We start from the raw sequence: 12453 nt of genomic DNA, 5'->3' as shown, positions 1-12453 counted from the left end.
TTGTATAAAGTTGTCACCCCGGGAGCGGGGATCACTTTACCTGCTTAGCCTAAATCTTACGTCAATCGCTATCCGGAATTTTAGCTTAATGGTCCTGAGTAAGTTAAAAGGGCTACCCATAATGACGTCCCCAGATGGTGATAAAGGAGTTAATTCCGCCTTCGGCTTACAGTGCCGCAGCTGCTGCTCAGCAACACCACGCCCTGATTAAATCTCCCGCCTGTCCTTGTGATGACCAAAAATAGTCCGTGCACTGGCGTCGTAAGACCGGCATACAGGAATGAGGCGTTAATCTTTATTAGGTGGCAGGATTCGCATCATGGGAGCAAGGGCCCTAGAACTGTAGACTAACATTAGAAAATCACAGTTTGGCGATAAAGGGGGTTAAATAAGTTAAAAGTCTTCGGTGAGCAAATTGGATAAATTTTCAGAAACCAAACCGTTAATAATAAACTTTTAGAAGAATGATTAAAGGATATTAAGTTTTGTATGCAAAATGACACCAGTGATCTGTTTTCACTAATAATGCCGCGCTACTTTGATTACCTTTGGTAAACAAAAATGTAATTTACGTGATTTTCATCTTATAATGTCAGTATTGAAGTTATAAATTTTGTTTACTTAATGCGTACACAACCTAACTGCGATTTGTATTTATGTCACTGTTTTTACACCACATTAATTATAAAACCAAAATTTGCAGCACAGTGATGAACTCATTAAGTCACAACCTCATTTGTTTACTTAAGGCATACAATAAAAAACCAGATTCTTATGAGACATCTGGTTTAATTATTTTTGCTTGAAGATATTTACTCTACGCGGCCAAACCCGCTGCTACTTCTTGAGCATAGAGAATTTCTATTGCCTCGCCATAGCTACAATTCTCGCGGCTTTGAATTTCCCATAATTTACTCCTGTCAGCACTATCCGTAGTAAAACAAAGCTCCATTTTCCGGTCTACGTATAACCGACAGATCTCTTGGAAGTTTTCGAACCTGACTAACATCTCTGAAAACACCTTTTTGACTGTACGAATATTTTTCATACGTTCATATTCTGCATCTGAAGTAGAAAAATATTTATTAGCCTTCATTGCTTCAATGCTTTCTTTTTCTTGTTTCATGATTATCTTCCAAGGCGAGTTAGCAGTCAGGGCCCGGCCAACAGAAGAAGTAAAATAATCTTCAAACGACTGTGTGATACAGATGCCAGCGCAGTTTGTTTTCCTGAACCTACGCCATGCCGCTTCGAGGAAGGAAGAGAAGAATTGGTTTGATTGATTTCCGGCACCTGATGAATTATCAGGACGAATGTACTCCCATGCTTCATCAAGGATGAACAAGCGACGACGCCCATCTTTTTTGATGAACATTGCATGCTGAGCAGCCTGAATGATAGACATTAATACAACTGTCTGAAGGTGGGGGGTGCCTTTTAGCTCCTCCAGTTCCAAAACAATAAATCTGCTGTCGAAGTTGATTGGAGGCAACGTATCGGTAAACCGGTGCCCATAAATTCCACCTTCGCACCATGCTCCGAGTTGCTCCCCAATATCCTTTATACGTTTGTCTTCATGCTTCTTGCAACGCAGAGCAAAGCCGGTTATTGAACCGGTCCGACCTGATTTTCTGGATTCTTGGTACTCTTCTGCAATAAGCTGAAGCATCACTGATTGTTGATAATCATCGATAAGGCCTTTCTCTGAAGCCATAATTTTTAGCTGATTCAAAACCATTATGGTCTGAGCAACTTTGTCTTTTTCTGCATCGTTTGAAGTTGATTCACCGGTAAATTCAGGTGCTTCGTTAAATACATCGTCGTTAACAGTGATGTCAGTTAGGAAGGCAAAGGGATTTAGGGTGAAGTCAGGGGTTTTACCGAAATCAATAAATTGACTGTTTGTATATTGTTCCGCAATCCCCTGGTAAGAACGGCCCACGTCCACAACAAATACTTGAGCACCGTCAGGATCATCATCTGGGTATTCGTTTTCTAAAAAATGCTTAAATGTTGAGCGATAATGAACGAGGTTATTAGATCGCGGTCCAGCTCCAAGATAGTTATTGATTAGATATGCTGTCCAGAATGACTTCCCTGCACCTGACGTTGCACCAATAACCATGTTATAGCTTGCAGAAGTCTTGAAAATATCAAGTCCCATGAGTTGACCTTCACGAGAAACTAAACTCAGTACTGGTCTATCTGTATTACCTTTCCAGGGCCCAAAGATCGGTGTCATATGAGCCGCTCCGGTGTTGCTCACTACTTCGGAACGGTCAAGGTCGAAAATTGTCTTTGGGTCATTGCACATTGGCAGACATGACATAAATGACGGGAAAACGATAAAGGAATCATCTGCTACTTTGACCCGGCTTTCGAGGTAAAAGGATTTGAGATCGTTAGCTGCTGTCTGCACAGAATTGGCATTACTACCCATAACAGTGAAAGTAAGATACCCTCTTAAAAGCTTTGCGCCATCCTCAAGCTCGCGAGTTACGGCCATGTAGTCATTATCCATATCCCGCAGGCGAGGGCAGAATGTGACAACTGAAGGTATACTTGCCTGTTTATTAGTGATTGCTTTGTAGCGGACGTTTTCTTTTGACAACTTGAGCGGATCGGCAAACTGAACAGTCTGAGTGATCATAAATGGGCTGAAAATTGTCTTACGTCCATGCATCCAGTTAACTACTAACTCATACATACAACCGAAATTGACGTATTCAGGAAACTTTACAACGGAAAGTTGTTTGAAGTAACGATGCTCAGATTCGTCGTCACTTTGTGTGACTGATGAGAAATGATTTTCTGTGACTGTATACTTACGGCCGGGAACGTTAACTTGTTCATTAAGCCTTTTCATAGTGTTAACGTCTATGAAACCTTCAGCCCACCGGGAGTTCTTTCCGGGGTTTACGACCTTATCTATACAATAGAGCCAGTTTTCTGCATCGACCTTAAACGGATGCAATCCAATCGTAATTAACTTACTTACAAGTTCAGAGTAAAGTGAATCGATACGCGAATGTTCCAGCTCGGTAGGAAGGGCAGACTGTAAAGGAATCGATAGCGAGATCCATACCTGAAAATCCCTCAACATAAGGTTATCATGATCAGGTTTTAAAGGCTTATGCATACTTCTGTCGTAGTAGTCCAACTGATAACCATTAAGCAGATCTGCTTTAAGCTTATCGTTCCCAGTCATACGCCCACCTCGCACAGCTGACCAAGCACTAAGCTGTAAAGTCAGGTCTGGCAATGCAGTCAGAGATATTTGACAGACAGTATCTGTAGGGAAATCCATTTTGAACATTTCAGCAAGAACATCTTGCTGATTATCAAAAACTCCAGGGGATGGATTACAGATAAACATAAACCCTAATCTGTTGCCATCAATCAAAAAATAGTGAGTCCCTGCTAATTGATCGTAAACAGGGATAAACCCACCTAATTGATGGCGATTTAAACCGCTATTGTAATTATTGATAGCTTCCATATTTGACCTTACAGTTGTCTAACAATGCCGTTCGAAGAGACAGCTTTAGTTGCTTTTTGTTGCTGCTGCATATTTTCCCGGGCCGCATCCTGTACTTCTAAAGGAACTATGCGAGCTGGGTTTGAGGTCGAATTCTTGCCAGCAATCCATGTTTGCGGTTTTACGTTGACATAAACGTAGCCGGGAAGATTAAGCGCATCGTTATCATCGGTATAAGGTGCAAAAGTAATTCTCATTACTTTCCCCTGTTGCAGAACAGCAAGTGGTTCAGGAGCCACTACAGCTTGTTTATAACCTTGCGAACGGTATTGCTGGATCTGCCCAGGGTTGAGAGTCGGGTTAACGGGCTGGCCATTGTAAAGAGAGTACATATCCTTACCAGGGCTGATATCAGAATTAGGTGCAACGTAGCGTGGGGCATTTCCAGCAGAAACCGGATAGCTTGTTTGTTTAACGACTTCCGCAGCCGGATGAACGAAAGGGTTACCAGTTGAAGAGGCAGTGCTATAACTGCTAGTCATCCTTACGTTTGAATTAACCGGTACACCAGAAATAGGCCGTGGTCCAATGGATGAAGTAGGGGCACCCATTTTTAAAGTTTTATCGTACATGACAGGTAACTGACCAACTGGCTTAATTTCGGTTTTTGAATAAGCCACAGGCTGATTTTTAAGGGTAGTAGACTGTGGATATTTGACTTCCCCTGGAGGGCTAATTTCAGTTGGATAACGGCTGTCATTGACAGCCGATTTCTCCTTTCCCGATTCCGACTCTTCCCCCGCCAGTGCAGACAGATCATCTCGATTATTAGTTAACTCCATAACTTCGCGAGGACCTTTACAGATAACGCCCTTTTCAATGCCTGGACATTCGGATTCGGAACTACCGATGGAGCACCCCGTAAGATATGAGGATGTACCTACAACCAGAGCACTGAGTACCAATCTTTTGATGTTCATAAACTAGCCTTAATTTGTCTCAAATGGATTTTTTAAGAGAGGTTCAACGCTTTGGTTCAACCAGTAGTCGAAATCTTTTGGAATGCCATTACCAGCCAAACCATCCTGTCTGACAACTGAAGGTACACCCTGCAATTTATAAATTCCTGCGAGCATCAATGACGCTACCAAAGGTTCCGCCGGACATTCTTCTGCTTCTTTTTGAGAGAGCAATCTTTTTTCAATGTCGGATTTGCTTCCCATTAGCCAACGAAGAATATCGAGGTTGTTTATTTTTCCTTTTTCTTTACTACACCAGAGCCTTCTAAGCTCTTCTTTTGGCTCACCGGGTGAGGGAACTAAAACAATATCTATCCGATACTTGTCCCGATCTGCATAGAATTTCTTAACAAGTTCCATGCAACCGTCACAATCAAGTGTTATGAAAATGGCTGCTTGTCTTTTAAGCTTTGAATTTCCCAGAGGAATGGACGCTACAGTTTCCAGAGGGAAGGGGGCCTCATCAAGACTAATAAAATAGGAATTCCTGATTTCTTCTACAGTCAGAACAGGTTTACGTTTAATTACATCAACAAGGCTTCCCCCAGTAAGGGAGTATCGGCCATCGGTCGTTACTGCCATTAGCTGCGAACGTTCGTCCTGAAAGAGGTATAGCCCACCAGAAGGAATGTATATGGCATCCTTAGGTTTATATCCTTTCATTTTTGATAACACACCCGAGATCTGACTGGGTGAAACGCCACCTTCCTTTGCCTTTGCCATTAACGCAGCAGCATCACTATTAGTTAGGACCTGCTCTGAAGCATAAGTGACCGTATTCGCCATAATGGCGAAAGCCGCCATTAAAGGGAAAAGTAACTTTTTCACTATTGGGTGCCCTCTACTTCTTTGCATTATAAGAACTTGATTGTACCGCTTCAGAGCTATCTTCAAGTTCCATATAAGTGACGATTTCAACACTATCCGGTACAGTAACGGCAAGCGTTGCATCAATAATTAAATAGCCACGGTCACGGTAGATCTTCATTAATGTTCTGAAATATTCTTCGAATTGAGATCTATCATTGTCAGCAGTACGGCCTCCGTGATGCTTGAAAAATTCCTTACGTAATTCAGGCATGTCAAGCACTGCAATCTTGTACGAAGGCTGGGATTGTTTATTGAAGTAATCGTAAACATTCATAAAGCCTTTATAACCATAAATAATGACCAATACGGCAAAGGCGAAGAAAAATAAATACTTCAATATTTTTTCAATATCAATTTCGAAGGTAATTTTTTTTGTTGTCCTTTCTCGCACCATTTTTTTAGTGATTTCAGGTCCAGCTGATTCAGGCGATTCTTTTTTTTCTAAACTATCCATTTAAACCTCAGCGACTGGTCAGATTCGTTGGAATTGTAGTTCCGGTCTGAACGACAAATGTAATAGCTCGGCCAGGGCTAATTTCTACGATTGGCCACTGTTGTTCTGCAATTGCGGTGTAGTAATCGACGAGTCGATTAAGACCACCTTGAGCTGCACCAGCCCCGGCTAATGCCCCAAGTGCACCAAAATTAGGGGACTGATACTGAGCCTGTGAATTAGGGTCGATGTTAAGTGAAGATACCTTACTGGGACTTAAGCTACCGGCAAGTGAAGAAAGTCCACCGGCAAATGCAGCTCCTGCAATTGCGTTACCATTTCGGCTGATAAGCGTGCCTCGGATCCCATTTTTTCCGTCATTTTCACTTACAGCATATGCTTCCAGTTTTACGTCAAAAGCTTTCCCTTTTGAATTAACACAAGAGATAGAAGTGGCACGTATGTAAGCACGCTGTGACGCCAGATCACCAACAGCTGAACCCAGAAGGTTACAGTCACGCAAATCCATGGTGAAATTATTGGGCATGATGACATCTTTTTTAATACGCATCGTTACTGGCATTGGTTCTGATTTGGAAGAAAGGCTTGTAGGCGCTTCAAGCCCGGTAATCAGAACACCAGTGATAATAGATGTTGCCGGAAGAAACATTTCATCTTTTCGGGCAGCATGCCGCGCTTTGCTATCAACTGGCGCAGTACCATCACCTCGTACAGTCCGAGTTGGCGCTTTATCTCCTGCAATGACCTCTCTGCCTTCCTTGATTCTGTTTTCAGACACGGGCATAACCTGAATGACACCATCGGTACCATTAGTCTTAATGGAACTTTGTGTGATTGTTCTCATTGGGCTATTACGCGTAGGTGTGATAGAAGCGTAATTAGGGTTTACGCCATTAATCGGCGCATTAGCATTAAGCTGATAAGGAGCTGCCGGTGCCTGCTCATTAATCGTTTTACGCGAACTACCAGCATCCAAGTTACGATTGCCGTTTCGATTTGTCTGCATATCATTAATTTGCTGAGACAGCTGCTGAAGTTGAGAAGTTAAACTTGCAACTTGGGCTTTAGTTTCCTGTTGGGCTTTTTCTGCTTTTTCGCGGTCCTCTTTCGCCGCATTTTGGTCAAGTCGGTTTTGCTTAACCATTTCTTTATATACTTTCTGGCTTTCTTCATTACTCAATTTGTTCATTTGCGAATCATCTAACAACAAATTGGTCTGCATGTCTTTTTTCTGTGTTTTCTTTTCTTTCTTAACTGGTGTGGAAAAAATAGACTGGCTAATAATATAAACAATCACTACCAGCAGAGCGCCAATAACAGAAAGTCTGACGGTCTTATTTTCCCAGGCCTTTTTAATGTCCATGATTAGCTCCACTTGTAGGTTTCTGGAATCGTTTAATTTTTAGATTTCGTTCGCTGTCAGACATCTGAGGAACGATATAGGGTTCACCTGCTCTGGCCCAGTTTTCACGAACAGATGGATGATTCATTTCAGCTTTATCTATCTGGCTCGTTCTAGATATTTCATGTTTGTAATTAGGTTCCAAAACGTTACTTTTGTGATAGTCAAAAGCATTCTCCTCATTAATATTGCCCTCTCCTACAAATTTATCAATAAGAGTTGGATCGTTCATTATTACTGTCTGAACGGGAAAAGCGTTACTGCCATCTTCGATACTAATGGGTGCGTCCGGAACGATTAATACACTCCTTTTTGGTATATATTCTGACCTGTAGTAAAAGCTGGTTAAAGCAAATACGACAAAACCAATCACGGTGGCCCCAAGCAGAGCAGGCAAAGTAACTTTTCCCATATTATTTTCTGATTAGACTTGGTCTGGTTGTAACCCGGGCCTCGCGTTCCTTGAACAATTTATCCCGGACTATGTAAAGCTCTGTTTCTTCTCCCGGTTGCAGGTATGCTTTATCAAATAAAGCACTTGCAATAACGCCTTCTGCCATACACTGCTGATCAGCAACGATTTGACCGTATGGTTTATCGTTTTTCACAAGAATTACATCAATAAGTTCACGTGAGCCAACCAGTCTCTGACCGAGCTTTGCATACATATTAAAGTTACATGGTGACTGCTCTGGCGCAGGAATACGAGAAAGTCGGTCCTGTTGTAAACTGAATCCTGAAGGGACCTCACCAAGAGCCACAGGAGTCAATAAATCAATGATTCTTTGTTTATGATCGTCTTGTTTTGGATCCGTTGGAGCCAGTTCTTCTGACTGGGAGCGGGCCAACATTTCCTCATAGTTTTGCTTATCCAATGAGGTTTCACGTTTGGCTTGCATAGATGGGCTTAAAGATGTAGTAACTGAAATCATCGCACCGGGAACATCAAGCGGTACCAGGGTCAGGTTATAGGTCGATTCAGGTACCTGATCTTCAGACAACATAATCCCGATTGGTTTATCGGTATTAGTTGAAATAAAGACATCGCCACCATTAACAAATATGCTTGCCTCTTCAGCAGGGGTAGAAGTACTGACAGAAGCATTCTTGAAGCTGGTCGATATTCTGTTTTGAAGTCCTCGTGAAACTGGCAGTACCACATTCCCACCAGGCGGCACATTTACACGCTGAACTTCTTTATATCGGTTACGAGCTTCGACATAAAGTTCATCGGCTTTTGACGTGGCGGTCGCATTGGTTGCATTCTGCTGGGAAGAGGTACCTGTTGGTCTCCCATAGCTATCAATTGCACCAGATCGGGTCTGTGCGTCAAATCCGGGGAGACTAGGATTATTTGATAATGCTCCAGTAATAGCGCTTACCGCAGGCGAAGCATTGCTGGCTGGGGAAAGTTGCACGGTAGGGAGATCAGTTGTAGGTTTTTGTCCCTGCGCATTACCGGCTTCACTAAGGTTTGTTTGTGCACCTGACTGTTCAGAACCAGCTTGACCCGGAATAATGGCTTTTGCAGCTCCATTCTGAAATCCGTCAGCACCAACTGGCATTACAACCGGGTTATTAATTGTTGCTGGCAATTGGTATTCTTCAGCGATTACGCAGTTCGAAGTCGTGAGCATGATCAATGCTGTAATTGCGTTGAAGCCTAAGCCCTTTTTTTTAATCATCACTTGTTACCTGTAGACGGTGGCGGATTATCCAGCGTTGCCAGTTGCTCTTTGCCGTTTATCGTAATTTTTTTAATATTCGGTGTTCCGGAATATTGATTTACATATGCAATTCTTGGGCGACCATTTTTCATCCCGAGAACCCATTCATAAGTCCATTTCGATGATTCAGTTTTGTCCGGAACATTTACAAGTCGAGTCGTTTTGGTACCCCAGACATAGACCATGTCATTTTTTGGATCAAAGTAAATATCATTAGGCTTAAAGGTCTGCTCAACACCACGAGCCTGCATGATATTTATCTGCTCCTGTAAAGACTCACTCGTTTTAGCCTGTAGTTCAGGTGAAAGGGCATCGAGGACATAGGCCGTCACAAAGGAAATATTAGTTGGATTAATATTCCCTAAAAGGGTACTAAAAAAGAGAGCCCATTGTGTTTTATAAGATTCCGATGCTTTGTTACCAACAACCGTGATCTCTTCATTCATGTTTGGAGGGGTAACAATCGTCACTGGGTCAGTGAAAAAAAGAATCTTTGCAACCAATAACCCAATGACGGCTATTGAAACAGTATTAATGCGGATAAGTTTTGTATCACGATTAATCAGGGCGCTGTATGTAATTCCAGCACCTGACGCTTCAGCTTGTGGGCTAAATCGTTTTTTAATGTCCAAAAAACGTCCCTTAGCACTTTCATCTTTCTTTACGTATGACTGTTCAAGATCACCGTTTTCATCCTTTTTAGATTTTTTGAAAAAAGGGATGTTAATGCCACTTAGCATTTTCATTCATAGCTCCATCAAGAATACAAATCTCTGATAAATGGATCGTTGAAATAACGGCTACTAAAAACTGCTTTACCTGGCAAAAAACCGAGCCACCAGAGTTTGTGTTTTAGCAATCCTCTTATTCCTGACTCAGCTGCTTTGTTATACGCAATCCAATACACAACCGCTGCTACAACAGAAAACCCGAAGCATTCGAAGATATTCCCAAATGCAACCAGAATGAATGCAAGCCCTAATTTTTTGGCATCCCAAAACAAAATCAGTAGAGGCATGTTGATCCTGAAAGGGAATCTATAGGTATGCTGAGGAACGTCGTTCTGCTTACTCATTAAAAATCCAGAGAGGGGGATGAACCCCCTCATGCATGATTAACAATAAATTACAGCGGTACGCCAGCATCCATAAAGGTGCTGATAATTTTCTCGCCGTTGGCCATTACCAGCATCATGAATAATGAAACCAGTGCCAGGCCCGGGTTAGGCTTAAGGACAGAGAAATATACGCTTGAGATCAACATCGCGGCTGCCAGAATTTTGCCCGGAGCTCCAGTCATACTTTCACTCATGTATGACCAAATATCTCCCAGTGCCCCATCATCTGAACCCGCATATGCCAGACCGCAAAAAAGCACGGTCAGCAGAACAAACAAAATCACTTTTGCGCTTTTTGTTTTAAAAAGTGCAGCCGTGTTAGATTTCTTTTCACTAAGGCCAATATTTAAAGAAAGTTCCATAATTACTCCGTGTAGATTTGAGTTCACGTAAACGCGAATGAATAATACTTTTTTATTCCGATCCTTCCGTTCGCATAAACCCCCTTTTTTTAACGTTTAGCGATTGGTGAATTTTTAAGCAAAGGGCCTAAAGCATAATCTTTGAAAGGTACCAGTGAACGCTTAGTAAAAGTTTGAAAGAGGGGAGGGGGTAAGATTACGTTAAGCTCAATCCTGAAGCTGATGAGACTCCTCAAGCATAAAAGTCACTTTTGATGGTTTGAAAAGCTCTAACTAGATATCGGGCAGGTAACTAAGCTTCATATCTAATCTTTTTTGTTCCCTTATTATCTATCTCTTGATTCTGAGAAGGCCGCATATCACTGTGCTCCCTGGTTCGGCAACTATCAGTTGGAGAAACTACATACAATCCTCGGGCCGGTGCGTCATTCATCTAAATGCCTTTTACACCTCTGGGCGTGAGTGGGACTTTGTCTTGTCCATACGAACATCATTCATTCGAATGCTTTTGGCCAATGCTATTTAAGCAAATGCTTTCTGGCTGAGTCCTTTTGCGAATGAGTCTTTGATATAACTGCATGAATTTTGGGTTGTTTGGTGTACTAACAAAACAAAGGCATTTCTTTGAATGCCATTGGAGTTGTGATGCTTCTGATATTTTTTTGATCTCATATCAAGCACATAGTCCTTCTGATGCCCAATGTCATAGATGTCTTGGACCATTCTCGCTCTTAACAAAGCTGAACTGTGTGTCATTCGACCTAATGCCATTCACCAAAATGCCTTTTTATACCACTGCATAGCTATGCTCGGGATACAGTGGCAAACAAAAGCATTTCAATGAATGAATTTTTGGGATACCGACATCAAAAGCATTTGTATGAATGTAAGAGGCGTAATCCACAAAAGGCATTCACGTGAATAGAGTGCGCACGAAACCATCTTGCTCAACGGCATTTAATGAATGGGCTAGCATGTACGCTTGAGTCAGAAAGGCATACAGATGAATAGTCAGGAGTTCGTTTGAAAAGTTACTTTTTTGCACATTAAGCCGAGATGTAAGACCAGTAGTAAAAGAAGCACTAAGCATAGCACTGATAAATAACTTATTTTTCAGCAGGTTATAACCAGTGCATACCAGATAGCTTTCAACCTTGTTTGGCAAGGGCCAGCTTAGGGCTTCTTTTGAAGATCTGAAATTGTATGTCGCGACCTTTCTTAACTTCTTGATAATCGAGATATCCGATAGATTCAAGTTCCCGCATTGCTTTACGAATTATCTGGTTTTGCGTACGAATAGGGGTTGTAAGAAGCAACCTTTCCCTCAACCGTTTCATATTAACGAACAACGTACCAGCTGGCATTGCTTCAAAATAAATATAGAGAGATTGCGCAGCTTCTTTTTTAGCCAAAATGTATAGAACCTGAAGGCTTAACAATGTCTTATGGTCGTAACGATACAGTTCCCACATAGAAGGATCCCCAACCAGCTCAACAGTATCGCTTTTTGGATCAATCATAGCCTTCTGCACCAGATGCGTTACTGTGAACCGACCACTACGAGAGTCTGAGAAGGCAAGCACTACCGATGCAAGGTTCATTAATGACTCTTTAAAGCGCGCACGAGTTCGTTTGTTGATGTTTGTTGAACTGATACCACACATCTTCGCAAACTCGTTAAAAGTCAGGCTAATCTTCTCGGAAGTAAAACCATATTTACTGAAAGCCATGATGATCCCGAGCCAGCACTTAAAGTCGGTAGACATAGATAGTTTGACACCAGTTATCTTGATGTCGTCATAACCCTCCGATCTTGCAATTTCCATACACGAAAGCTCATCAGAGGCATCAACTTCAAAGTTTCGGTCGCGGTTTTCTTTTGTGCCGACAGGGGTAAATACACTCAATCTCAGCAGGGCCACGGGCTGAACCGACTTGGACGAGTTAGGCGTCAGTTGATAAGTCTTACCTGATTCATTACTGGTTACGTCAAAAGGATGGATTAACTCGTTGTTTTTAATCAT

General features: G+C 42.0%; 11 protein-coding genes. All 11 read right to left on the bottom strand.

Annotation, left to right across the window (positions count from 1 at the left end; genetic code table 11):
- Positions 1-817: 817 nt before the first annotated feature.
- Positions 818-3499, bottom strand: a complete 2682-nt coding sequence (locus ACQG1Y_RS23680; protein ID WP_000387412.1) for a TraC family protein — start codon at positions 3497-3499, stop codon at positions 818-820.
- An 8-nt stretch (positions 3500-3507) separates the two neighbouring features.
- A complete protein-coding gene (trhV, locus tag ACQG1Y_RS23675) occupies positions 3508-4458 on the bottom strand; it encodes an IncHI-type conjugal transfer lipoprotein TrhV (protein WP_001022588.1) in 951 nt (316 codons plus the stop codon).
- Positions 4459-4467: 9 nt separating this feature from the next.
- Positions 4468-5220, bottom strand: a complete 753-nt coding sequence (gene htdT, locus ACQG1Y_RS23670) for a protein-disulfide isomerase HtdT (RefSeq protein ID WP_182911723.1) — start codon at positions 5218-5220, stop codon at positions 4468-4470.
- Between the two features lie 118 nt (positions 5221-5338).
- Complete coding sequence (locus ACQG1Y_RS23665; protein WP_000377632.1) at positions 5339-5821, bottom strand: hypothetical protein; 483 nt, start codon at positions 5819-5821, stop codon at positions 5339-5341.
- 7 nt (positions 5822-5828) lie between these two features.
- Entirely contained in the window at positions 5829-7184 is a 1356-nt protein-coding gene (gene trhB / locus ACQG1Y_RS23660; protein ID WP_000351841.1) for an IncHI-type conjugal transfer protein TrhB, read from the bottom strand.
- Positions 7174-7635 carry a plasmid transfer protein HtdO gene (gene htdO, locus ACQG1Y_RS23655; RefSeq protein ID WP_000521242.1) on the bottom strand — a complete coding sequence of 154 codons (462 nt, stop codon included), beginning with the start codon at positions 7633-7635 and terminating at the stop codon, positions 7174-7176. Before htdO ends, trhB begins: the two co-directional genes overlap by 11 nt.
- Position 7636: 1 nt before the next feature.
- Positions 7637-8908, bottom strand: coding sequence for a TraK domain-containing protein (locus ACQG1Y_RS23650; protein ID WP_000592092.1), 1272 nt, complete (start codon positions 8906-8908; stop codon positions 7637-7639).
- Positions 8908-9696 (bottom strand): TraE/TraK family type IV conjugative transfer system protein, encoded by a 789-nt coding sequence (locus ACQG1Y_RS23645; protein ID WP_000783153.1) that lies wholly within the window; start codon positions 9694-9696, stop codon positions 8908-8910. Before ACQG1Y_RS23645 ends, ACQG1Y_RS23650 begins: the two co-directional genes overlap by 1 nt.
- An 11-nt stretch (positions 9697-9707) precedes the next feature.
- The gene (locus tag ACQG1Y_RS23640; RefSeq protein WP_001447770.1) at positions 9708-10058 is read right to left on the bottom strand and encodes a type IV conjugative transfer system protein TraL; all 351 of its coding nucleotides are present in this window, start codon (positions 10056-10058) and stop codon (positions 9708-9710) included.
- 17 nt (positions 10059-10075) lie between these two features.
- The gene (locus ACQG1Y_RS23635; protein ID WP_000423602.1) at positions 10076-10429 is read right to left on the bottom strand and encodes a hypothetical protein; all 354 of its coding nucleotides are present in this window, start codon (positions 10427-10429) and stop codon (positions 10076-10078) included.
- A gap of 1148 nt (positions 10430-11577) precedes the next feature.
- Positions 11578-12453, bottom strand: an 876-nt coding sequence (locus tag ACQG1Y_RS23630) for a RepB family plasmid replication initiator protein (RefSeq protein ID WP_000594611.1), incomplete at its 5' end; no start/stop codon positions are given.

It is taken from the genome of Enterobacter cloacae complex sp. 397G4 (assembly GCF_050031515.1).
In the GTDB taxonomy this organism is placed as follows: domain Bacteria; phylum Pseudomonadota; class Gammaproteobacteria; order Enterobacterales; family Enterobacteriaceae; genus Enterobacter; species Enterobacter hormaechei_C.
Note: the sequence above shows the minus strand (reverse complement) of the source record. Positions and strands in the feature narration are given on the sequence as shown.

What these genes read in the sequence shown, in the direction of transcription:
- trhV (WP_001022588.1), bottom strand. Translation starts at nt 4,458, where the DNA reads ATGAACATCAAAAGATTGGTACTCAGTGCTCTGGTTGTAGGTACATCC.
- ACQG1Y_RS23645 (WP_000783153.1), bottom strand. Translation starts at nt 9,696, where the DNA reads ATGAAAATGCTAAGTGGCATTAACATCCCTTTTTTCAAAAAATCTAAA.
- ACQG1Y_RS23680 (WP_000387412.1), bottom strand. Translation starts at nt 3,499, where the DNA reads ATGGAAGCTATCAATAATTACAATAGCGGTTTAAATCGCCATCAATTA.
- ACQG1Y_RS23635 (WP_000423602.1), bottom strand. Translation starts at nt 10,429, where the DNA reads ATGGAACTTTCTTTAAATATTGGCCTTAGTGAAAAGAAATCTAACACG.
- htdO (WP_000521242.1), bottom strand. Translation starts at nt 7,635, where the DNA reads ATGGGAAAAGTTACTTTGCCTGCTCTGCTTGGGGCCACCGTGATTGGT.
- ACQG1Y_RS23665 (WP_000377632.1), bottom strand. Translation starts at nt 5,821, where the DNA reads ATGGATAGTTTAGAAAAAAAAGAATCGCCTGAATCAGCTGGACCTGAA.
- trhB (WP_000351841.1), bottom strand. Translation starts at nt 7,184, where the DNA reads ATGGACATTAAAAAGGCCTGGGAAAATAAGACCGTCAGACTTTCTGTT.
- htdT (WP_182911723.1), bottom strand. Translation starts at nt 5,220, where the DNA reads ATGGCAAAGGCAAAGGAAGGTGGCGTTTCACCCAGTCAGATCTCGGGT.
- ACQG1Y_RS23640 (WP_001447770.1), bottom strand. Translation starts at nt 10,058, where the DNA reads ATGAGGGGGTTCATCCCCCTCTCTGGATTTTTAATGAGTAAGCAGAAC.
- ACQG1Y_RS23650 (WP_000592092.1), bottom strand. Translation starts at nt 8,908, where the DNA reads ATGATTAAAAAAAAGGGCTTAGGCTTCAACGCAATTACAGCATTGATC.